The following is a 21,335-nucleotide window of genomic DNA, read 5'->3' on the forward strand; positions in this document are numbered from 1 at the left end:
AGTGTTATCCTAATGCAAGTATGGGGGAATTATGGCAGAAATAAAATTTGAAATAGTTGAAAATCTTGGTGTATTATCTACTAATGCAAAAGGATGGAGAAAAGAATTGAATCTTGTTTCTTGGAATGAAAGAGAACCAAAATATGATTTACGTGATTGGAATGAAGATCACACAAGAATGACAAAAGGGATTACTTTTACAGAAGAAGAAGCAAAAATTTTAAAAGAAATTTTAGAAGACGAATTTAAGTAAAATTACTAAAGGGCCTATGAATAGGTCTTTATTTATAAATAAAATATCAGAGGTTGTTATGATTTATGCTATAGCTGATTTACATTTAGATGTAACTAAGAAAAAGGATATGTCAGTTTTCGGCGGTAATTGGGGTGGTTATGAAGAAAAAATTTTTAACCAATGGAATGACATAATAACTAATGACGATTTAGTTTTGATACCTGGAGATATATCTTGGGCCATGAGGCTGGAAGATGCTGTGAAGGATTTAGATAGAATCGAAAAGCTTAATGGAACCAAGATACTGATGAAAGGTAATCATGATTATTGGTGGAGTTCGCTAAAAAAAATTAATAACTTAAATTATAAAACAATGAGTTTTTTACAAAATAACTCATTTATTTTTAACAAAAAAATTATTGTAGGTACAAGAGGTTGGGATAGTAGAGACTCAGCATCATTTGATGAAAACGATGAAAAAATATTTTCCAGAGAACTTGCAAGATTAGAGTTATCAATTAATGATGCGTTAGAAAGATTTAAGGAATATGATGAAATTATTGCGATGTTGCATTATCCACCATTTGATAAAAAATTGAATCCGAATGAATTCACTGAAATATTTAAAAAATATAATATAAAAAAAGTGATTTATGGACATATACATGGAAATTTAGCAAAAAAAATGCCTCATGGATTAATTGATGGTATAGAGTATTTTTGTGTATCTGGTGATTTGATAGATTTTAAACCAATAAAAATAACAAATTAGGGAGAATATATGACAGTAAGTGAAAAAGTATTATTAACTCAAGAGGGTTATAATAAATTAAAAGATGAATTAGAATATTTGGTAACTGTAAAAAGAGCTGAATGTTCAGATAAAATTAGAATTGCTAGAGGATTTGGTGACCTTTCAGAAAATGCTGAATATGATGAAGCAAAAGATGAACAAGCCAAAGTTGAGTCAAGAATTGTTGAAATAGAATTACAATTAAAAAATGTTGAAATTATTGATGAAAATATTAAGAAAAACAATAAGACTGTTTGTATTGGGGATACTGTAAAAGTTGTAGATTTAAACAACAAAAGAGAAATGGAATTAATGATTGTAGGTACAATAGAAGCAAATATTGCCGAAAGAAAAATTTCAAATGAATCTCCATTAGGAAAGGCATTATTAAATTCTAAAGAAGGAGAAACTGTAGAAGTTAAAACTAAGGTAAGTAAATTACAATACAAAGTTGAAAAAATTATTAGGTAGGTAATTATGGCAGAACAAAATATCAATGAAATGCTTTTGATTAAAAGAGAAAAATTAAAAATCTTAAAGGAAAATGGTAAAAATCCACATATAATTGAAAAGGCTCAAGTTGATTCTAAAGCTAAAAATATTGTTGATCAATTTGAAAATTATGAGGGGAAAATTGTTACAGTAGCAGGAAGAATTTTAGCTAAAAGAATATTTGGTAAAATAAATTTCTTCGTATTACAAGATGACAGTGGTAGAATTCAAATTTTCAACAGACACAATGTTTTAGGTGATGAATTATATAATGAAACTAAAGAATTAGATATGGGAGATATTGCTTTATTTAAGGGTGAGGTAATAAAAACTCAAACAGGAGAAGTTTCAGTATTAACACAAGAATTACAATTATTAACTAAATCATTGCAAATTTTACCAGAAAAATTCCATGGATTAAAAGATATGGATTTAAGATATAGACAAAGATATTTGGACTTAATCGTAAATCCGGAAGTTAAAGATGTATTTAGAAAGAGAACAAAAATTCTATCAGGGATAAGAGAGTTTTTAGATAATAGAGACTACTTAGAAGTAGAAACTCCAATTTTAAATACAATTGCTGGTGGGGCAAATGCTAGACCATTTATAACACACCACAATACTTTAGACATTGATATGTATTTGAGAATTGCAAATGAATTATACCTAAAACGTTTAATCGTTGGTGGTTTTGATAAAGTATATGAAATGGGAAGAATGTTCAGAAATGAAGGTATGGATGCAACACACAATCCCGAATATACTGCTATCGAGTTATATGAAGCATATGCTGACTATAATGACATGATGGAAATATTAGAAAATATGGTTTGTTCTGTAAATGAAAAAGTAAATGGCGGAAAGACAGTAGATTACCAAGGTACAACAATTGATTTCACAACTCCTTGGAGAAGAATCACAATGGTTGATTCTATTAAAGAAGAAACAGGAATTGACTTTAATGAAATTAAAGATTTTGAAACAGCTAAAAAATTAGCGGATGAACATAAAATTGAAGTTAAACCAAGCGATAGATTAGGAAATATTATTGTTGCTTTCTTTGAAGAATATGTTGAATCAAAATTAATTCAACCAACATTCATTACACAATATCCGGTTGAAGTTTCACCATTGACAAAGAGAAATCCTGAAAATCCGGATATGACTCAAAGATTTGAAGCGTTTATCTACGGTAAAGAAATTGCAAATGCATATAGTGAGTTAAATGACGCTGAAGATCAAAGAGGAAGATTTGAAGATCAATTAAGATTAAGAGAAGCTGGAGATGATGAAGCAAACTTATTAGATGAAGATTTCTTAAACGCTATCGAAGTTGGTATGCCTCCAACAGGCGGCTTGGGAATTGGGGTTGATAGACTTGTAATGTTCTTAACAAACCAAACAACAATTCGTGACGTATTGTTATTCCCAACAATGAAGCCAATGGGTGGAGAAAAGATTTCTAAATCACAAAGTAATCAAGAAATATCTGCTCCAAAATTAGATTTATCAAAAGTTAAGGTAGAGCCTTTATTTGAAGATTTTGTAGACTTTGAAACATTCCAAAAATCTGATTTCAGAGTAGTTAAGGTATTAAATTGTGAAGAAGTTCCAAAATCTAAGAAGTTATTGAAGTTTACATTAAATGATGGCTCCGGAGTTGATAGAACGATTTTATCAGGGATTAAAGAATACTATTCAGCAGAAGAATTAATTGGTAAGACATTAGTTGCAATCACAAACTTACCAGAAAGAAAGATGATGGGAATCCCATCACAAGGTATGTTGATATCTGCTGTATATGAATATGAAGAAAAAGAAGGTTTGAACTTGTTGATGTTAGATAGTAACATTCCAGCAGGGGCGAAATTATATTAAAATAAAAAAGCAAGATGATTTCTCACGTCCTCGGACGGAGCCCTGCGGATTGATTCGAAATCATCTTGTTTTTTTATGATGGTTTTATTAATTATCTATTATGTTGTTTAATTGAAATTGAAAATGATGATTTCTCACGTCCTCGGGCAGAGCCCTGCGGATTGATTCGAAATCATCTTGTTTTTTGTCTGTAAAGTTATATTATTAAATTTATTGATGTAGTTGTCGATATTTTGTCGACAACTGAAACTTAAGTTATTAGATTTTGTATATGTCTCAAAGTTATAATTATTTTAAGTTAGTAAACATTGAAATTAAATAAATCTAAAATATTGTAAATGATTTATTATTTATCATTATTAATATATTAATATTTCTAAATAATTAATTATTATTTAGATTATATATTGAAAAAAAAACATAAATATGTTATCATGGAGTTAAGAAATATTAAGAAAGGAGGTATTTGATGAATTTTAATAAGGTTCGAAAGATTTTGCTTGGGATATCATTTGTATTATTAGTGTTTATTTTTAATAGTTTTACATTTGCGATAAATGGAGATTTGGAACATATACATGGAAATGTTGATTGGGGATTTTATAAACACGGTTATGCTATAACTGAATCTACAGCACCAGAAAACATATTAATGAATAAAATAACGGTTAGTTTTAATGATAATTCAGGTTATACAAATTTTGCTTCAACTGCAAATAGTACATATTGCAAAGTAACTACAAATAGATTGAATGGTAGAACAGGTACACATTATGCATATTATTATGTAGATGGAAATCAAGTTCATGAATCAACACAAGCTTGGAAATTCAACAATTAATATAATCAAGAAAAGAAAGATAAAATTTTATCTTTCTTTCATTGATTATATTACAAAGAGGTAAATATGATTAAATTAAATAATATTTCAGCGGGATACAATAATAAAATAATCTTAAAAAATATTAATCTGGAATTAAAAGAAGGTGAAATAGTAACAATAGTTGGCAAAAGTGGAAGTGGTAAGTCAACATTATTAAAACTATTAAATGGTACTTTAAAGCCTATAGATGGTAAGTATTTTTTTAATGGAAATGAAGTTAATATTATGTCTGATGATGAAATTAAGTTAAAATGTACACGAAAAATTGGATTTGTTTGGCAAAATTATAGACTTATACCTGATATTTCTGTATTAAACAATATCATGATACCATCAATAATATATGGTGAAAAAGTAGATAAAAACTATTTAGATGAAATTTTAGATTTGCTTGAAATAAAAAAATACAAATATTCATATGTATCTGATTTATCTGGAGGGGAGCAACAACGAGTTGCTTTAGCAAGGGCAATTGTGCTAAATCCTAAAGTTATAATGGCTGATGAACCGACAGGTGCACTTGACAGTAAAACATCAAATAATTTAATTGAATTATTTTTAGAGATTAATAAAAAATATGATACATTGTGCATAATAGCAACTCATGATACAGATTTAGCAAAAATTGGTACTAAGAAAATTACAATTTCTGATGGGGAGATATTTAATGAAAAGTAGTCTAAAGCTGATAAAAGCTTCAATCAGCAAAAAATCACGTAATTTTTGGATAACTTTATTTATTTCTTCAATTATTTTGCTAATTTTATTTTTTTCAAATTCTATAATAAATATAAATCAAGAAAGAATAATTGATAGTAAATTTTCCTTATATGGATCTTTTAATGCAATAATTTATCAAGAAAAAGATGAATATATAGATACAGAATATAATTCACATGCATATATTGATATTTTTAAACAAGGAGATTTTATTGTTGGAAGTTTTTATAATGGAGCGGAGAATTATTCTTTTTCATTAAATAATGATTATATAAAAAATTTAGAAAATGATAGTGCTATAATAACAAAAAGCTTATCTTCAAAACTAAACATTTTAATTAATGATAAAATTAAAATAAATGGTAAAAAATTTATTGTAAAAACTATTATTAATGACTTTGGATATAATTGGATAAAAGGTTTTAGAGAGGAAAATAAAAAATTATATACTCCAAATGTATTAATAAATAACCAATCATTTTTGAATGTACAAAAAAATGAAAATTATAGGATTACATTATTGAATGAAAATGAAGTTAATAAAATTGATTTTAATAATATAAAGGGAAATTACTATGAAAATAAACCGATAAAAGATGACGCAAATTTGTTTTTATTTTCATATCCAAAAGAGTTTTATTTTACTCAAATTTCTATACTATTTTTATTATCTTTTTTTATCTTTAGTTCATATACTATTAATTCTAAAGAAAGATATTTATTATATAGGCACTTAGGGATTCGAGAATCTAATTTATTTCTTGTTGTAAGTTTAGAAATATTGATAATTGCTTTTAGTTGTATATTACTTAGTTTTACATTAAATGTATTGTTAGTTTATTTGTTTAAAAATGCCATGAATATTTCAAAAGTGGAATATAATATTATTAAAGGATATTTTTATGTTAGACTTTACATTTTTTCTTACTTATTTGCAGCAACTGTCTGTGCAATATTTTCAAGTAAAATATTAAATCAAAAGCAAAATTCAAGCAACATTAAAAAAGACAAGATAATGTCATTAAGTAAAATATTAAAAGGTAAAAGTAATTTAATAGTTTACTCATCAATGATATTAATAATTATATATATGTCATTTACGTTCATTGGTTCATTAAATAATATTGAAAATAAAAATAAAATAGTTGAATTATATGGACAAATAAAAAAAGACTATGACTTTCAGATTAATTATATTGAAAAACATATTCCTCAAAATTACATTTTAAGAGGAAATGATTTTGTAAATGTTGCTGATTATATGAATAATAAACTTGATATAACTCAATTCTATTATTATAACCATAATAATCAACTTTCAGATGTTTTAGAAAAATTAAAAAATAATAAATATATAAAAAAGATTGATCAATTTTATGAAAAATATTATGTATATATTCCTTTGAGAAAAGAATTAGTAGATTCACAATTTTTTAAAATACTTAATAATGGTGTATTAAATACAAATGTTGATTTTTGGAAAAAATATTTTAATGAACAAAATAAAAAACTTGTATTAGCAAATATTATTGCAATGCCAGACTTTATTTTAGAAACTGTGCTTAAAGAAATTTCCAGTGAAATTGATATTACGAATTTATTAAATGGAATCTCCGGAATACTTATTTCACCATCAATCAGTTTAACATCAGAAGATTCCTCTTTAGATAATCAGAAAACATTTTATTGGGAATATAAAGAATCGGGGGAAAATATATTACGAGATGAAAAGTTGTTAGATTATAATGACATTGATATATACTTTCCTAAAGCAAATGAAAACATTGCAGGATTTTTGAATGATAAAATTTTAGATAAATTAGATGTTAAAGTAGATAAAGTCAATTTGCCATTGGTATCAAAGACTTATAAAAATATTGGATGGTTCGATTTAGATAGTCATGTACTTTCATCATATAGAATATTAGTTTCAGATAAGTTTTTTAAGAAGAATAACATTAATTATGAGCCTACAAGATTACATATTTATTTAAATAATTTTGATAAAGCCAATGATGTTGCAAAAGAAATATATAATTCAACAAGCAAGATTAAGAATTTACATATAAAAAATTTATCAAACTATTTAGAGGAATTTCACAACTTCCAATATCTTAAATCATTTATTATAGTTTTATATATAATATTAATATTTTGCATTTTGTTTTTTTCTTCAATTGGAGCTTTAAATACATACTGGATGCTAAATGAAAATTATTTTATTTTGTTTAGAGATTTAGGTATGACAAATCGAAATTTAATATTATTAAATATGAAAAATTTATTTAAATATTTTATAGTATTATTTATCATTCAAATAGTTTTTTATTTTATTGTTTATAAAAATATAAGTAGTTTTTATAATAATATTAATGTTTATATTAGAATTATGATACAAATAATACCATTTGTTTTTAATTTAATTGTCTCTTATATTATTTTTAAGAAAAGAAGTAGAGAACTAAATAGCTAAATTTATTGTGGATTAATTTTAATTTAATTCAATAATATAGTACAACGTACTAAAAAAAGTCTATGCTAATATAGCATTTTTAATTACACTATAATTATACTAAAACAAGATGATTTCTCACGTCCTCGGGCAGAACCCTGCGGATTGATTTGGAATCATCTTGTTTTTTTATGATGGTTTTATTAATTATCTATTATGTTGTTTAATTGAAATTGAAAATGATGATTTCTCACGTCCTCGGGTAGAGCCCTGCGGATTGATTCGAAATCATCTTGTTATATATATCTTTTAATAGAATGGAATGAATTGGTAAAGATAATATAATGGGTTTTAATTATAGTTTTATTATAAATCAAACCAAATATTTATATACAAAAATAATAGTTTTAAATTTTAAGATATTCTTAAAATAAAATCAAACTAAAGCTGGTTATTACATAGTAATGGTTTGATTTTTTAGCTTTTAATAGTGTAAATAATCAAACCAATATCAATAATTAATTACTTATGGTATTAAATACTTTTTTATTATTAAAAAAATAAAACCAATATAGTTTTTAATTTGATTAAGGTATTAAATAAATTAAAGGTAAAAATATAACATGAATATTAGAAAAATGATAGATTTAATTTATCTGTGTCTCTATAAGCAAAATAAAGTATGTAATTTAAATTGCTTATGGAGTAGATTTTTAAAACGAAAAAATGAAGTGTTCCAATTCTCTGAAAAATATTATTTACTAATATTTTTTTTATTTAAGAATTATAATATATTGACAAGTAAAATTTTCAAGAGTATAATAATGAAAAGTATACTTGGCAGGAGGGATTTATGGATAAGGAAGATATTTTAAATAAATTTAAGATTGAAAATAGTTTGGGGGATGAGCGAGAAAATTATGTTAGTGTAAAATCATATTCGTATGGGATTATTTTTTCTACAGTTACATTCTTATTGATATTTATTATATCATTGGTGAAAAATTTAGATTATACAACTGCTTCTCTTATGTTTGTATCTATAATTATTGGCAATTCGACATATAAATATTTTAAAGAAAGAAAAAATATGAAGTTTTTACAAAAAATATTTTATATATGTTTTATAATAGGTGGGAGTATTCTTTATATCTCTTATTTAATTAAGATAGTTGGTTAAAATGAATGAGAAATTAAAGTTAAAAAATAGACTTAAAAGTATAAGAAATGAAAAAAAAATTACTCAACAAAATTTGGCTGATATGGTTGGAGTTTCAAGGAATACCATTAGTTCAATAGAAACCGGTGAATTTTGTCCTACATCCAGACTTGCATTAATATTGTGTATTGCATTGGATAAAAAGTTTGAAGATATATTTTATTTTGACTTAGAATAAAAGTTATTAATTATATTAGTTAGTAAATTTTTCTAGGAATTATACATTTTGTGATAAGATTTTGCAAGGAGTGATATTTTATGAGACTATGGCATGAAGAAATTATTAATAAACTACCCAGACAACAACTATTAGGACAACATAGAGAATGCTGTGCACTTAGAGGTAATGGCTGGGGAAAACCACATTCAACTGTAAATTATGTTTTTAACTATAATCCTTACAAATTATATCAATATCACATTTTGATAATGAATGAAATGGAAAAAAGAGGTTATAAACCTGATAATATTTGGAGAAATTCAAATTATAGAGGAAAAACATGTGCTCCATATTATAGTGTTGAAGAAATTGAATTAACGAAACCCTTATATCCTGAACATGATGATGAATATTTGAAAGAGTGTATTGAAAACTTATTTGAAAAAGGGATAGAAATTTAGAAAAAATAATTTTAAAAGGATGAATTTATGTGTCTTATTTGTGAAAGAATAAAAATGATTGAAGATGGTACAAATCCATATTTTGTTAAAGAGTTGAATACTGGATATGTAGTTTTAGGTGATCATCAATATTTTAAGGGGAATACGATTTTTATTTGTAAATATCATAAAAATGAAATTTTTGAATTAGATAGGGATTATAAAATCAAGTATTTAGAGGAAATGTCTATAGTTGCAGAAGCTGTTTCTAATGCTTTTCAATGCGAAAAAATGAATTATGAATTGCTTGGAAATGGTGATTCTCATTTACATTGGCACCTTTTTCCAAGAAATAATGGTGATTTAGGAGAATACGGACACAATGGAAAAGGTCCAGTATGGTGGATTCCGATGGAAAAAATGTATGATGATTCAAATCGACCAACAGATATGGAACTAGATAAAATGAAACAAAAGTTATTATTTGAATTAAATAAATTAATTTGAAAAATAGTCAAAATTATTTTTAGTATAAAAGGAAATAATTAAAATGAACATAGAATTAATTGAAGCAAACGAAAAATTAATAGAAATATCATGTTTTCTTATAAAACAATTTTGGAAAGAGCATAATGGTGTTTTCCTTGATAATATAGAAATAGAGGCTGATTATAAAAATTGGACTGATAATGGTCACAAATTATTTTTAGTAAAAGTTGAAGAAAATTATATTGGATTTGTGCATCTTGGAAATAGAGGAGCTAAAATTGATTGGTTAGAAGATATTTTTATAATTAAAGAATATCAAAATAATGGAATTGGAAGTAAAGTAATTAAGAAATTAGAAAAATATGTTAAAGAATATTCACAATCTTTATATATAGAGGTTGCAGCAAGAAATTTAAGTGCAATGAGATTATACAATAAATTAGGATATGATTGCTTAAATACTATCACAATTAGAAAAGATTTTAATGAAGATGATTTTGATATTATTAAAGCGGAAAAAATTGATGGATACAATTTTAATATTAAGAGGTATAAAAATTGAGTAATATATATTTTGTAAGACATGCTCAGCCAAATTTTAATAATCATGATGAAGTTAATAGAGAATTAAGTGATAAAGGTCTAAAAGATAGAGAAAAAATTGTAAATTTTTTTAGTAATATAAAAATTGATAAAATTTATTCCAGCCCATATAAAAGAACTATAGATACAATTAAATTATGTAGTATAGATAAAAATTTGAAAATAATTTTAATTGATGATTTTAGGGAGCGAAAAATTGGTGAATGGGTTGAAAACTTTAATGAATTTTCAATTAAGCAATGGGAAGATTTTAATTATAAGTTAGAAAATGGAGAAAGTTTGCTTCAAGTTCAGAAAAGAAATATACAAGCGTTGAAAAATCTAATTAATAATGATTATAATTATAATATAATTATTTCGGGGCATGGGACATCTATAAGTACCATTATAAATTATTTTGATAAAAAATTTGATATAAATGAATTTAATAAAATTAAAAATAAAATGCCTTTTATTTTAAAGTTTGAGTTTAATGACTTAGGAAAATTTTTAAACTATAAATTTATAGATTTGGAGGATTAATGCAAATAATTTTTGTTAGACATGGCGAAAGTGAAGCAAATAAATTAAATAAAAATGAATATACCATATGTACAGGACAATTTGATACACCACTTAGTGAACTTGGAATTAAGCAAGTGTCAAAACTAATAGATAATGAAATTTTTAAGGGATTTGATAAACTATATTCATCAGACTTGATTCGTGCTTATGATACAGCATTAGCTATCACATCATCAGAAAATATTATTGTTGATAAAAGGCTTAGAGAAAGATCTTTAGGAGCTTTTGAGGGGCAATTAGTTAAAGAATTGAAAATACATCCTGAATATTCAAAATATTTTTATGATGAAGAATTAAAACATTTTGCTCATAGTTTTGTAGTCAAAGCACCTGGTGGAGAAAATTATGCCGATGTTGAAAATAGGGTTAGATTATTTTGGGAAGAAATTAAAGATAAGAATTACAATAAAATCGTTATTGTTGCACATTTATATACGATCAGAGTTTTTCTGAAGATATTATTAAATCTTTCAGAACAGGAGTGTATAAATTATAAAATTAATAATGCTGAGACTTTAATAGTAAATATTTAAGTGTATTTCAATAAAGTATTTAGTTATTCAAAATAGAGATAATATTTTATTCTTTTACAAAATTAATTAAGAATTATTTATAAAAAAGTATTAACATTTAATACTATCTGACTTTTTGATTTAAACATAAAAATATGGTGCTAGGCTAGGTTTTAAAAGCTATGGCTTAGTATCTCATTGTGTTAATTACATTAAGAAAAAGTACGCAATTTTGCATACTTTTTTGCTTTTTATATTACATTCTTATCTGAGCTATTACTGTTCTTATAAGTTTTTTAAGTATCATTAAATTTTTTTACCATTGAAGAATTAGGAAATATATTAACTATATATTATACAAAGTGTCTAGATTGTAACGATAGTTGAAAATAGTATAAAATAACAGGAAATTATAAGTATCTGGTCTTAATTATTTAAATAAACGACTTCTAATTTTTTATTCGAATTTTCTGATATTTTAAAGTTATATTCCTTATTAAAATCGATTATTAATTCTTCAGTAATATTAGTCGATAAATTATCTTCTAATATAATGTTTGACGATTTTGCCTTGTCAATGTCTTTAGTTAAATAAAATTTGAATTTAATTTTATCATTTTCTTTTATCTTATAAGGACTTCTGCTTTTTATTTTAAAATTTACACTACTTCCTAATTGCTTAAAATTAGACTTTGTTATAGAAGAACCTCCTGATACTTTATTATTTATGTAATATTCATAAGAAATCATATAGATTTTATCATCTAAATCTAAATTTATATTTATAGATAATTCTTTTTTTTTGTTACATCCAGTAATAGTTATCATTATTAAAATTATAATAATAATTGTTTTTTTCATAATAAACCTTTCTATTGAAAATAATACCATCCTCTTTCAAAATAGGTTGTATATTTTTCTAAAGGAATAAGACTATCATAAGCTCTTGCACTAACTGAATATAAATTCGTATCATGTATGTTTGCTGCGTGTTCAGTATATTTTCTACCTCCTATAACACTACTTCCTTGTCTTGTGTAGTCTATCCAACCTTGTCTTACATTTCTATTCGCAACTAATCCATATCCATCTGATGATTTTGTTTTGTAAATTGCTCTAAACTGCAAGTATCCATCATAGATAAATTGGAGAGTTTCTGTAGATATAGCATAATTAGGAGAACTTATTTCATTAGACCTTAGTGAAAAAGGCTTTAATTCACCATTATTATGAGCTGGGGTTTTTATTGTATTTCCTATTATCATATCGTCTTTTATATATTCTCCATCTATTAATTCTACATTATTTGCTTTTGCTGTATTTATTGATATCACTAATATAGTACATATTAATAATATTAATGTTATTTTCTTAAACATATCATCTTCCCCCTTTTTATTTTTTAACTACTAAATTGCGAACCTTTTCTTATTCCACATTTCCATATTTATTATATATACTATTTACAATAATATAATATCATTTATTTATTTTTTTTCAATAGAAAAAGTTTTCTTATTTATTTATATAATATATATTTTTATATAGAAAAGGAGATTTTAAGTATATTGGAATTTTATAAAAAAATATTTGAAACTTTTATCACTTTAAATCGGAGAGATAAGTTTTTATTCCATTTATTAAGCTGTTGACGAAATTTTAATAAGATTCCAAAGGAAAATCAATAACAGAATTTATATATTTGTACTACTGTTACTAGGACTTAACATAGTTACAGGGGGGATATTTGACTTCAGTAAGAACTCCAAGAAAAGATTTTATTATAAGCATCTTAAGAGGATATGTCTTAGTTGCTTTGAGTGTAAACATCATTCCATCAATATTTGGAGTTAATTCAATTTGGTATGCAATGATAGTTTTGGAGTTTATCACATTAGTTGTATCAATAGTTCTTTTTATTAAATATAAAAAGGGGGGATTGGAAGAGTAGTTCCAATTCTATATGAAATTGCATAAAATTGGAAATTAACTTCCGATTATTATGAAGATAAATTATGTAAATTTTTTCGAGTATTCGTTTCAAAAAATGTTCCGATTTTATGATAGCTATAAATCATGTAAATAGGAGTTTATTCAAATATACAGGTAAATTTTTTATAAACTACTACCTGTAAATTTTAATAATGTAATAATTACATGTATGTAAAACAGTGATTTGTAAAATTTTTCATGTAAATTGTTAAAATATTTGTAATACATGATTATTTTTAACCTTTTTTACCTGTAATATAAAAAAATTATTATAATACATGATTTTCAAAAGAATTTACCTGTAATTATAAGTGGGATATTCATGTTAAGGGCATAAAAGCTTGAATAAATTTGTAAATGAGCTTGTTTTTTGTTGTTAGAAATATGCTATAAAATTTTTCATTTATTAAGGTAATAATAGAAGATTAAGGTAATAATAGAAGATTAAGGTAATATAGAAGATTATGGCACTATAGTAGCATTTATTCAATGGCTGTAAATTTTTTTCTATTTTTAAAAAAAAATTAAAAATTCTTCTAAATATCTTAGCTTAAGGTATATAGAGTATTAATTTATTCAAAAAATTCATGGGGATAAATTATAAATATTGGTACTAAAATAGTAGTTGTTTCACATATATATTATTAGAGTTTTTTGAAGATAAATTTAGAACTATAAAAAAAGTATTGACATTTTAATTTGAAGATGCTATTATATCTATGTTGCTAAAAAACGGCGGTGTAGCTCAGTTGGCTAGAGCATACGGTTCATACCCGTAGTGTCGGCAGTTCAAATCTGTCCACCGCTACCAATTTGCGGAAGTGGCTCAGTGGTAGAGCATCGCCTTGCCAAGGCGAGGGTCGCGAGTTCGAATCTCGTTTTCCGCTCCACTAAGCATCAATTGTGTAATTGGTGCTTTTTTTATTATTTTAATATTTGTGTCGTTAGCTCAGCTGGATAGAGCGTCTGGCTACGGACCAGAAGGTCGAGGGTTCGAATCCTTTACGACACGCCAAAAAAGATTAGATTATATCTAGTCTTTTTTATTTTGTTTTATAAGTATTTTTGATATAATATAACAAAAGGTTAGAAAATTATCAGTTGTGATATTGCTCACATTCATTTGAGTTTGTTAGATGTATTATAACTATATAAGTAATTTAAGATAAATAAATTTAAGGAGGTGGATATGAAAAAAAATAAAATTATATTGGTAGGAGATGGTGCTGTTGGTTCAAGTTTTGCATTTGCTTGTACAATTTTAGGAGTAGGTAGAGAATTGGGTATTATAGATCTGAATGCCGATAAGGCTGAAGGTGATGCGATGGATTTATCCGATGCTTTAGCATTTACTGCATCAAAAGATATTTATAAGGCGACATATGAAGATTGTCATGATGCTGATATAGTTGTTATTACAGCGGGTATTCCACAAAAGCCTGGTGAAACAAGATTGCAATTAGTTGATAAAAACTTAAAGATTTTTAAGGATATTGTAACAAGTGTAGTAGGTTCTGGATTTAATGGTATATTTTTAGTAGCAAGTAATCCTGTTGATGTTATGACATATGCTACATGGAAATATTCAGGATTTAATGCAAATAGAGTAATTGGTACAGGTACAGTTTTAGATTCAAATAGATTAAGAAAAGAAATAGCTGAAATTACAAAAGTAGATCCTAAGTCAATTCATGCATACATTATGGGTGAACATGGAGATAGTGAATTTCCGGTATGGTCACATGCAAATATTGGTGGATTACCAATAGCTGAATGGACAAAACATAATCAAGTTGATGAAGAAACATTACTACAATCATTTGACAAGGTAAGAGATGCGGCGTATGAAATTATAAATCGAAAAGGTGCTACATTTTATGGAATAGCAGTAGCTATGGCCAAAATTGCTCAAGCTATTTTAAATAATGAAAATAGTATATATTCCGTATCATCATATTTAAGGGGAGAATATGGACAAGAAGACTTATATATTGGAGTGCCAGCAATTATAAATTCAAATGGTGTGAAAAATGTTTTAGAAATTTCATTAAATGATAATGAACAGGAAAGAATGAATGCATCTGCAAAAACATTAAGAGATATTATTGAAAAAAGTTTTTATAAAAAATAATATTAAAATGTTTAAATAAAATAATAATTTAAAAAGCCCTTGAACTACTGATGAATAGTTCAAGGGCTTTTTTTTATTCAAAAATCTTTAATATTTTTGTAATATTTACGTGGAAATTATGTAGATTTTATAGTATAATTTTAATTGCAAAATTATTGAGAGGGGATAGTGATGTTAGAGAATAGTTTGGATTTTGAAAAAAGTCTTGAATATCAGTTTTTATATAATGAAGATCCAGATTCAATTTATTTATTGCTATCTTGGCTTGAAAATAAAAATGTTGGCAATAATTTCACGCCTAAATATGACGTAACTAAAGCATTATTAACAGGATTGCGAAGAAGTATAAGAGGTAGAAAAGATAAAAAGCTAATAGTTGATGCTATTAGTAAAATGGTTAGTGAAGATTTGAGTAGACTGGAGTTTGCTTTTTCAATAAAAGCATATACAAATGCGTATTATTGTGAAGATTTAATTGATCAATTGGAGAGAATCGCATTAAAATTATATAATCCTTCAGAATTAAATAATATGAGACTTTTATTGCAAAATTCAAAAGACACAGCTGTTATTGATTTTAAGAAACAAATAAAAGATGATTTTATGAAGAGTAAAATAATCGCAAATAATGAAGTTAATGTCAATTATTTCTTAGATAAAAATATTAAGAAAAAATTTTTTAGAATAAACTTTTACATTGATAAACAAGTTGTAGTAGATACAAATAATGCAAATATTTTAACTCTTGAGGGTAAAAATTTGACAATTAATGAATTGCTTCACATTTATAATAAAGCTAAATTTTATATAAACAGAAGCATTAATGAAGCATATTTTAATCAATTTTGGTGTGCATTAAATGATTGTGTATTAGGAAGATATAGATGATTATTTTAGGTATAGATCCCGGTATTGCAATTGTTGGCTATGGAATAATAAAAAAAGATGGAAATACGATTAGTATGTTAGAATATGGAAGTATTCAAACAGATGCTAATATTAAAACTCAAGATAGGTTGGAAATTATTTTTAATGAATTAAATGCAATTATAAAGCAATATAAACCTACTGAAGTCGTCTACGAAAAATTATTTCATGAGAAAAATACAAAGACGTTTATAAACGTTAGTCAAGCAAGAGGTGTTGAAATACTTGCTGCTAAGGTAAATAATTTGGAAATATATGAATATACTCCTTTACAAATAAAGACAGCATTAACTGGATATGGACGAGCTGTAAAAAAACAAGTTCAAGAAAGTGTTAAGAGAATTTTAAATCTTAAGGATATTCCAAAACCTGATGATGCAGCAGATGCATTAGCTATAGCGATATGTCATAGTTTTAGTGGTAAACTTAAAGATTTATATAAAATGGAGTAGTTATGTTTTCATATTTGATTGGTGAAGTAAAAATATTAAGAGAAGATTATATTGTATTAGAAACGAATAATATCGGCTATAAAATATTTATGTCGCAAAAAAACATTTCTACATTGATCAAAAATAATACATATAAGATTTATACAGAATTTGTTGTGAGAGATGATGCTGTATTATTGTATGGTTTTGAAAATTTTGATGATTTAGAAATGTTTTTAAATTTAAAACAGGTATCTGGAATTGGACCAAAGGCTGCGTTGTCTATTTTGTCCACTCTAACTGTATATGAGATAGAATTAGCTATAATAGGTAATGATATTAATACTATATCAAAAGCCCCCGGAATTGGTAAAAAGAGTGCAAGCAGGATTATTTTAGAATTATCTGATAAAATAGATATAGAAAAAATAAACAATATTCCAACAATTTCTAATCCAAAAGTAAATATTCAAAATTCCGGAGATTATGACTTTGCGATTGAAGCATTAATGAATTTAGGATATACAAAAATGGATGCTGAAAATTCATTAAAGGGATTAAATATTGAAAATATGGATTTATCAGATATTGTAAAGGCTGCGTTAAAGAGGATGTAATATGTCAGAAAATAGGATAGTAGGTTCGAGTTTATTGAATGATGAAGAAAAAAGTGAATATTCTTTAAGACCTAGATGGCTTCGTGAATACATAGGGCAGAATAAAATAAAGGATAAACTTAAAGTATTTATTGAGGCGGCAAAAAAAAGAAATGATGCATTAGATCATGTATTGTTACAAGGACCTCCAGGTTTAGGTAAAACTACTTTGTCGCAAATTATTGCAAATGAATTGGGTGTAAAGGTTAAAGTTACTTCAGGACCTGCAATTTCAAGACCTGGAGATCTTGCAAGTATTTTAACTAATTTAGATAAAAATGATGTACTTTTTATTGATGAAATTCATAGAATTAATAAAACTGTTGAGGAAGTTTTATATTCTGCAATGGAGGATTTTGCATTAGATATTATCGTGGGTAAAGGACCTTCAGCACAAAGCTTGAGAATTGATTTAGAAAAATTTACTCTCATAGGAGCTACAACTAAAGCAGGTATGCTTTCATCTCCATTAAGGGATAGATTTGGTGTATTACTTGAATTAGATTTATATGATGAAAATGATTTGTCTCATATTATTGAGAGATCAGCAGATATATTAAATGTAGGTATAGATAAAGAATCCGCTAAAGAAATAGGGAGACGTTCAAGAGGCACACCAAGAATAGCAAACAGATTATTAAAAAGAGTTAGAGACTACGCTCAAATTAAGGGCGATGGAAGTATAGATTTAAAAACCGCAAAAAAATCATTAGACTTTTTAGAAGTTGACAGTATGGGATTAGATAAACTTGATAAAAAAATAGTTACAATAATAGCTGAAAACTTTGATGGAGGACCGGTAGGTATTGATACTATTGCTGCTGCGACAGGACAAGAATCTGTCACTATAGAAGATGTTTATGAACCATATTTACTACAAATAGGTTTTTTAAATAGAACATCTAGAGGTAGGGTGCTTTCTAAAAAAGCGTATGATCATTTTGGGATTACATATAAGGAAGATTAATGGATACAAAAGATTTTGATTACGAATTAGATCATTCTTTTATTGCTCAACATCCTGAGGATAAAAGATCTGAATCTAAACTTATGATATTAGATAGAAAAAATGAAACAATTGAACATAAGAGATTTTATGATATTATTGACTACTTAAATGAAGGAGATGTTTTGGTAGTTAATAATTCTAAGGTTATTCCTGCTAGATTATTTGGACATAGAAAGGATAAAAAAGAAGCTTTAGAAGTATTTTTATTAACTAATATTGAAGAAAAAAAATGGGAATGTTTAGTAAAACCCGGAAGAAAATTTAAAATTGGTAGTGAAATTATTTTTGATGAAAAATTAAAAGCAGAAGTTATCGATATTACTGAAGAAGGTCATAGAATTTTAGAAATGAAATATGATGGTATATTTAATGAAATATTAAATGAGATTGGAAATGTTCCACTGCCACCATACATTACAGAAAGATTAGAAGATAAATCCAAATATCAAACAGTGTATGCGAAACATGATGGATCAGTCGCTGCACCAACTGCCGGATTACATTTTACAACACAACTGCTTCAACAAATTAAAGATAAGGGGATTAAATTAGCTTATTTAACATTACATGTTGGCTTGGGTACATTTAAGCCTGTTACTGATGATAAAATTGAAGAACATAAAATGCATAGTGAATATTATATTTTAGACAAAGAAAATGCAGAAACAATTAATGAAGCAAAAAATAAAGGGAATAGAGTTATTGCGGTAGGTACAACATCGGTTCGTACCTTAGAATCAATATCTAGAAAATATGGAAAAGTTCAGGCTGATAGTGATTGGACAGATATCTTTATTTATCCTGGATTTAATTTTAAGACTGTAGATGCTATGATTACTAATTTTCATTTACCAAAATCTACATTGATAATGTTAATTAGTTCATTTTATAATAGAGAAAGAATATTAGAAGCATATGAAGAAGCTAAAAGAAATAATTATAGATTCTTTAGTTTTGGGGATGCAATGTTAATAAAGTAGGTAAAAAATGGCAATAAAATATGAATTAGAGAAAAAATCTTCACAGTGTGAAGCTAGAGCGGGAGTTATACATACGCCGCATGGAGATATTAAAACTCCGGTATTTATGCCTGTTGGGACAAAAGCAACAGTGAAAGCAATGACTCCGGAGGAATTAGAGGATTTAGGTGCACAAATTATATTAGGTAATACTTATCACTTATTTTTAAGACCAGGTGATGATTTGGTAAAAAAAGCAGGTGGATTGCATAAATTTATGAATTGGAATAAACCTATTTTAACGGATAGTGGTGGATTTCAGGTATTCAGTTTAGGGCACATTAATAAAATTACTGAGGAAGGTGTAGTATTTCAATCTCATATTGATGGATCTAAACAAATGATTACTCCAGAAAAATCAATTGAAATTCAACAAAATCTTGGTTCAGATATTATGATGGCTTTTGATGAATGTGTATATCCAACAGCTACTAAAGAGTATGTAGCACAATCATTAGAAATGACCTTAAGATGGCTGGATAGATGTATAGAAACTCATACAAATAAAAATCAAGCATTATTTGGAATTGTACAGGGGGGATTGTTTAAGGATTTAAGAAAAAAATCTGCTGAGGAAACAATTAAAAGAAATTGTCAAGGATTTGCGGTAGGTGGATTAAGTGTTGGAGAAACAAAAGAAGAAATGATAGATATTCTTAGATTTACAACGCCGTTATTACCGGAAGATAAACCAAGATATAATATGGGTGTAGGCACGCCGGATTATTTATTTGAATCAGTCGAAGCCGGTATTGATATGGCTGATTGTGTACTTCCTACAAGAATTGCAAGAAATGGTGCAGCAATGACTTCTCATGGAAAAGTTACTATAAAAAATGCAAAATATAGAGAAGATTTTACACCACTAGATCCGGAGTGTGATTGTTATACATGCAAAAATTATACAAAAGCATATATTAGACACTTAGTAAATGTTAATGAAATTTTAGGAGCTAGATTATTATCATATCATAATTTGTATTTTCTTACACATTTAATGGAAAATATAAGAGAATCAATTTTAGAGGATAGATTTTTAGAATATAAAGAAGAATTTTATAAAAAATATGGATATACTAAGGAGGATTAGATGTCAAATTTATTATTAGCAGCTCAACAACCACAAGGACAACTATTTTCATCAATTTTTATGTTTGCATTGATTGGTATAGCTTTTTACTTTTTACTAATAAGACCGCAAAAGAAACAACAACAAGAATTTAAACAGGCTATGAGTGCATTAAAAGTTGGTGATATAGTAGTAACAAGATCAGGTGCAAAAGGTAAGGTTATAGAAGTTAAAGATGAAACATTTATTATTGAGACCGGAAATAATAATACACAAATTGAATATTTAAAACAGGCACTGAGCCATATTGTATCATATGATAAAGAAAGTAGTGTTAATAATTCGAACTCACAATTTGCAAATGTTCCTGTTGGCGATTTTTCTTATGGCAATGATAAGAGATTTTTAGATAAAATTGAAGAGTTAAAAGCTAAAAAAGATCAAGATAGAAAATATGACTTATTACTTGAAGATGTATATGAGTTTATTGTTGTTGAAAATGATACAGAGGTTATTTCCATACAAAATAAATTTAGACTTGATGAAGAAAGAGCAAATAAAATAGTAGAAGATTTAGAATATTTAGGAGTGTTAAGTAATCTGGATTTAGGAAAAAGAAGAGTGTTAATAGATCCAAGAAATTAGGATTTTGAAAAAT

The 21,335-nt window shown here is 26.1% G+C and carries 25 protein-coding genes and 3 tRNA genes; 26 read left to right on the plus strand and 2 right to left on the minus strand.

Going from position 1 to position 21,335, the window contains the following annotated elements; translation table 11 throughout:
* Window positions 1-31: 31 nt before the first annotated feature.
* The 14 genes from EQF90_RS03630 to EQF90_RS03695 all read left to right on the plus strand — a co-directional run bounded on the left by EQF90_RS03630 (window position 32) and on the right by EQF90_RS03695 (window position 11,464).
* Entirely contained in the window at window positions 32-253 is a 222-nt protein-coding gene (locus tag EQF90_RS03630) for a YdbC family protein (protein WP_134710606.1), read from the plus strand.
* Between the two features lie 58 nt (window positions 254-311).
* The gene (locus EQF90_RS03635; RefSeq protein ID WP_134710794.1) at window positions 312-1,007 is read left to right on the plus strand and encodes a metallophosphoesterase; all 696 of its coding nucleotides are present in this window, start codon (window positions 312-314) and stop codon (window positions 1,005-1,007) included.
* 9 nt (window positions 1,008-1,016) lie between these two features.
* On the plus strand, window positions 1,017-1,499 hold the full coding sequence (gene greA, locus EQF90_RS03640) for a transcription elongation factor GreA (RefSeq protein WP_134710607.1): 483 nt from the start codon (window positions 1,017-1,019) through the stop codon (window positions 1,497-1,499).
* A 6-nt stretch (window positions 1,500-1,505) separates the two neighbouring features.
* Entirely contained in the window at window positions 1,506-3,401 is a 1,896-nt protein-coding gene (gene lysS, locus EQF90_RS03645; protein WP_134710608.1) for a lysine--tRNA ligase, read from the plus strand.
* 469 nt (window positions 3,402-3,870) lie between these two features.
* Window positions 3,871-4,242 (plus strand): hypothetical protein, encoded by a 372-nt coding sequence (locus EQF90_RS03650; protein WP_134710609.1) that lies wholly within the window; start codon window positions 3,871-3,873, stop codon window positions 4,240-4,242.
* 66 nt (window positions 4,243-4,308) lie between these two features.
* Complete coding sequence (locus EQF90_RS03655) at window positions 4,309-4,962, plus strand: ABC transporter ATP-binding protein (RefSeq protein WP_134710610.1); 654 nt, start codon at window positions 4,309-4,311, stop codon at window positions 4,960-4,962.
* Window positions 4,952-7,477: an ABC transporter permease family protein gene (locus EQF90_RS03660; protein ID WP_134710611.1), complete on the plus strand. Its 2,526-nt coding sequence runs from the start codon at window positions 4,952-4,954 to the stop codon at window positions 7,475-7,477. The genes EQF90_RS03655 and EQF90_RS03660 overlap by 11 nt, the downstream gene beginning before the upstream one ends.
* Window positions 7,478-8,309: 832 nt before the next feature.
* Window positions 8,310-8,636: a DUF6442 family protein gene (locus tag EQF90_RS03665; protein ID WP_134710612.1), complete on the plus strand. Its 327-nt coding sequence runs from the start codon at window positions 8,310-8,312 to the stop codon at window positions 8,634-8,636.
* A gap of 1 nt (window position 8,637) precedes the next feature.
* Window positions 8,638-8,853 (plus strand): helix-turn-helix transcriptional regulator, encoded by a 216-nt coding sequence (locus tag EQF90_RS03670; protein ID WP_134710613.1) that lies wholly within the window; start codon window positions 8,638-8,640, stop codon window positions 8,851-8,853.
* 80 nt (window positions 8,854-8,933) lie between these two features.
* Window positions 8,934-9,296, plus strand: coding sequence for a TIGR02328 family protein (locus EQF90_RS03675; protein WP_134710614.1), 363 nt, complete (start codon window positions 8,934-8,936; stop codon window positions 9,294-9,296).
* Between the two features lie 27 nt (window positions 9,297-9,323).
* Window positions 9,324-9,782 (plus strand): HIT family protein, encoded by a 459-nt coding sequence (locus EQF90_RS03680; protein WP_134710615.1) that lies wholly within the window; start codon window positions 9,324-9,326, stop codon window positions 9,780-9,782.
* A gap of 43 nt (window positions 9,783-9,825) precedes the next feature.
* Entirely contained in the window at window positions 9,826-10,326 is a 501-nt protein-coding gene (locus tag EQF90_RS03685; RefSeq protein WP_134710616.1) for a GNAT family N-acetyltransferase, read from the plus strand.
* The gene (locus tag EQF90_RS03690) at window positions 10,323-10,889 is read left to right on the plus strand and encodes a histidine phosphatase family protein (protein ID WP_134710617.1); all 567 of its coding nucleotides are present in this window, start codon (window positions 10,323-10,325) and stop codon (window positions 10,887-10,889) included. Before EQF90_RS03685 ends, EQF90_RS03690 begins: the two co-directional genes overlap by 4 nt.
* Window positions 10,889-11,464 carry a histidine phosphatase family protein gene (locus tag EQF90_RS03695; protein WP_134710618.1) on the plus strand — a complete coding sequence of 192 codons (576 nt, stop codon included), beginning with the start codon at window positions 10,889-10,891 and terminating at the stop codon, window positions 11,462-11,464. Before EQF90_RS03690 ends, EQF90_RS03695 begins: the two co-directional genes overlap by 1 nt.
* A 405-nt stretch (window positions 11,465-11,869) precedes the next feature.
* Here the strand turns inward: EQF90_RS03695 and EQF90_RS03700 are convergent, their stop codons facing one another.
* Complete coding sequence (locus tag EQF90_RS03700; protein ID WP_134710619.1) at window positions 11,870-12,304, minus strand: hypothetical protein; 435 nt, start codon at window positions 12,302-12,304, stop codon at window positions 11,870-11,872.
* Window positions 12,305-12,315: 11 nt separating this feature from the next.
* Entirely contained in the window at window positions 12,316-12,822 is a 507-nt protein-coding gene (locus tag EQF90_RS03705) for a hypothetical protein (RefSeq protein ID WP_134710620.1), read from the minus strand.
* Between the two features lie 368 nt (window positions 12,823-13,190).
* Between EQF90_RS03705 and EQF90_RS03710 the strand changes: the two genes are divergently transcribed.
* From EQF90_RS03710 to yajC, 12 genes are all read left to right on the plus strand, one after another.
* Window positions 13,191-13,394 (plus strand): hypothetical protein, encoded by a 204-nt coding sequence (locus tag EQF90_RS03710; RefSeq protein WP_134710621.1) that lies wholly within the window; start codon window positions 13,191-13,193, stop codon window positions 13,392-13,394.
* A 775-nt stretch (window positions 13,395-14,169) separates the two neighbouring features.
* Window positions 14,170-14,246, plus strand: a tRNA-Met gene (locus EQF90_RS03715).
* A 4-nt stretch (window positions 14,247-14,250) separates the two neighbouring features.
* A tRNA-Gly gene (locus tag EQF90_RS03720) sits at window positions 14,251-14,325 on the plus strand.
* A 48-nt stretch (window positions 14,326-14,373) separates the two neighbouring features.
* Window positions 14,374-14,450, plus strand: a tRNA-Arg gene (locus EQF90_RS03725).
* 174 nt (window positions 14,451-14,624) lie between these two features.
* On the plus strand, window positions 14,625-15,566 hold the full coding sequence (locus EQF90_RS03730; protein ID WP_134710622.1) for an L-lactate dehydrogenase: 942 nt from the start codon (window positions 14,625-14,627) through the stop codon (window positions 15,564-15,566).
* A 171-nt stretch (window positions 15,567-15,737) separates the two neighbouring features.
* On the plus strand, window positions 15,738-16,454 hold the full coding sequence (locus tag EQF90_RS03735) for a hypothetical protein (RefSeq protein ID WP_134710623.1): 717 nt from the start codon (window positions 15,738-15,740) through the stop codon (window positions 16,452-16,454).
* A complete protein-coding gene (gene ruvC / locus EQF90_RS03740; RefSeq protein WP_134710624.1) occupies window positions 16,451-16,945 on the plus strand; it encodes a crossover junction endodeoxyribonuclease RuvC in 495 nt (164 codons plus the stop codon). The genes EQF90_RS03735 and ruvC overlap by 4 nt, the downstream gene beginning before the upstream one ends.
* A 2-nt stretch (window positions 16,946-16,947) precedes the next feature.
* Complete coding sequence (gene ruvA / locus EQF90_RS03745; RefSeq protein ID WP_134710625.1) at window positions 16,948-17,541, plus strand: Holliday junction branch migration protein RuvA; 594 nt, start codon at window positions 16,948-16,950, stop codon at window positions 17,539-17,541.
* 1 nt (window position 17,542) lies between these two features.
* The gene (ruvB, locus tag EQF90_RS03750) at window positions 17,543-18,547 is read left to right on the plus strand and encodes a Holliday junction branch migration DNA helicase RuvB (protein ID WP_134710626.1); all 1,005 of its coding nucleotides are present in this window, start codon (window positions 17,543-17,545) and stop codon (window positions 18,545-18,547) included.
* Window positions 18,547-19,569 (plus strand): tRNA preQ1(34) S-adenosylmethionine ribosyltransferase-isomerase QueA, encoded by a 1,023-nt coding sequence (queA, locus tag EQF90_RS03755; RefSeq protein WP_134710627.1) that lies wholly within the window; start codon window positions 18,547-18,549, stop codon window positions 19,567-19,569. Before ruvB ends, queA begins: the two co-directional genes overlap by 1 nt.
* A gap of 7 nt (window positions 19,570-19,576) precedes the next feature.
* Window positions 19,577-20,698, plus strand: a complete 1,122-nt coding sequence (tgt, locus tag EQF90_RS03760) for a tRNA guanosine(34) transglycosylase Tgt (protein ID WP_134710628.1) — start codon at window positions 19,577-19,579, stop codon at window positions 20,696-20,698.
* Window positions 20,699-21,322, plus strand: coding sequence for a preprotein translocase subunit YajC (gene yajC / locus EQF90_RS03765; RefSeq protein ID WP_134710629.1), 624 nt, complete (start codon window positions 20,699-20,701; stop codon window positions 21,320-21,322). It begins immediately after the preceding gene.
* Window positions 21,323-21,335: the final 13 nt, after the last annotated feature.

The organism is Helcococcus ovis (assembly GCF_004524775.2).
Classification (GTDB): Bacteria; Bacillota; Clostridia; order Tissierellales; family Peptoniphilaceae; genus Helcococcus; species Helcococcus ovis.

What these genes read in the sequence shown, in the direction of transcription:
- ruvA (WP_134710625.1), top strand. Translation starts at nt 16,948, where the DNA reads ATGTTTTCATATTTGATTGGTGAAGTAAAAATATTAAGAGAAGATTAT.
- EQF90_RS03660 (WP_134710611.1), top strand. Translation starts at nt 4,952, where the DNA reads ATGAAAAGTAGTCTAAAGCTGATAAAAGCTTCAATCAGCAAAAAATCA.
- EQF90_RS03730 (WP_134710622.1), top strand. Translation starts at nt 14,625, where the DNA reads ATGAAAAAAAATAAAATTATATTGGTAGGAGATGGTGCTGTTGGTTCA.
- EQF90_RS03635 (WP_134710794.1), top strand. Translation starts at nt 312, where the DNA reads ATGATTTATGCTATAGCTGATTTACATTTAGATGTAACTAAGAAAAAG.
- EQF90_RS03670 (WP_134710613.1), top strand. Translation starts at nt 8,638, where the DNA reads ATGAATGAGAAATTAAAGTTAAAAAATAGACTTAAAAGTATAAGAAAT.
- queA (WP_134710627.1), top strand. Translation starts at nt 18,547, where the DNA reads ATGGATACAAAAGATTTTGATTACGAATTAGATCATTCTTTTATTGCT.
- lysS (WP_134710608.1), top strand. Translation starts at nt 1,506, where the DNA reads ATGGCAGAACAAAATATCAATGAAATGCTTTTGATTAAAAGAGAAAAA.
- ruvC (WP_134710624.1), top strand. Translation starts at nt 16,451, where the DNA reads ATGATTATTTTAGGTATAGATCCCGGTATTGCAATTGTTGGCTATGGA.
- EQF90_RS03650 (WP_134710609.1), top strand. Translation starts at nt 3,871, where the DNA reads ATGAATTTTAATAAGGTTCGAAAGATTTTGCTTGGGATATCATTTGTA.
- EQF90_RS03675 (WP_134710614.1), top strand. Translation starts at nt 8,934, where the DNA reads ATGAGACTATGGCATGAAGAAATTATTAATAAACTACCCAGACAACAA.
- tgt (WP_134710628.1), top strand. Translation starts at nt 19,577, where the DNA reads ATGGCAATAAAATATGAATTAGAGAAAAAATCTTCACAGTGTGAAGCT.
- yajC (WP_134710629.1), top strand. Translation starts at nt 20,699, where the DNA reads ATGTCAAATTTATTATTAGCAGCTCAACAACCACAAGGACAACTATTT.
- EQF90_RS03680 (WP_134710615.1), top strand. Translation starts at nt 9,324, where the DNA reads ATGTGTCTTATTTGTGAAAGAATAAAAATGATTGAAGATGGTACAAAT.
- EQF90_RS03685 (WP_134710616.1), top strand. Translation starts at nt 9,826, where the DNA reads ATGAACATAGAATTAATTGAAGCAAACGAAAAATTAATAGAAATATCA.
- greA (WP_134710607.1), top strand. Translation starts at nt 1,017, where the DNA reads ATGACAGTAAGTGAAAAAGTATTATTAACTCAAGAGGGTTATAATAAA.
- EQF90_RS03705 (WP_134710620.1), bottom strand. Translation starts at nt 12,822, where the DNA reads ATGTTTAAGAAAATAACATTAATATTATTAATATGTACTATATTAGTG.
- EQF90_RS03630 (WP_134710606.1), top strand. Translation starts at nt 32, where the DNA reads ATGGCAGAAATAAAATTTGAAATAGTTGAAAATCTTGGTGTATTATCT.
- ruvB (WP_134710626.1), top strand. Translation starts at nt 17,543, where the DNA reads ATGTCAGAAAATAGGATAGTAGGTTCGAGTTTATTGAATGATGAAGAA.
- EQF90_RS03655 (WP_134710610.1), top strand. Translation starts at nt 4,309, where the DNA reads ATGATTAAATTAAATAATATTTCAGCGGGATACAATAATAAAATAATC.
- EQF90_RS03695 (WP_134710618.1), top strand. Translation starts at nt 10,889, where the DNA reads ATGCAAATAATTTTTGTTAGACATGGCGAAAGTGAAGCAAATAAATTA.
- EQF90_RS03700 (WP_134710619.1), bottom strand. Translation starts at nt 12,304, where the DNA reads ATGAAAAAAACAATTATTATTATAATTTTAATAATGATAACTATTACT.
- EQF90_RS03665 (WP_134710612.1), top strand. Translation starts at nt 8,310, where the DNA reads ATGGATAAGGAAGATATTTTAAATAAATTTAAGATTGAAAATAGTTTG.
- EQF90_RS03735 (WP_134710623.1), top strand. Translation starts at nt 15,738, where the DNA reads ATGTTAGAGAATAGTTTGGATTTTGAAAAAAGTCTTGAATATCAGTTT.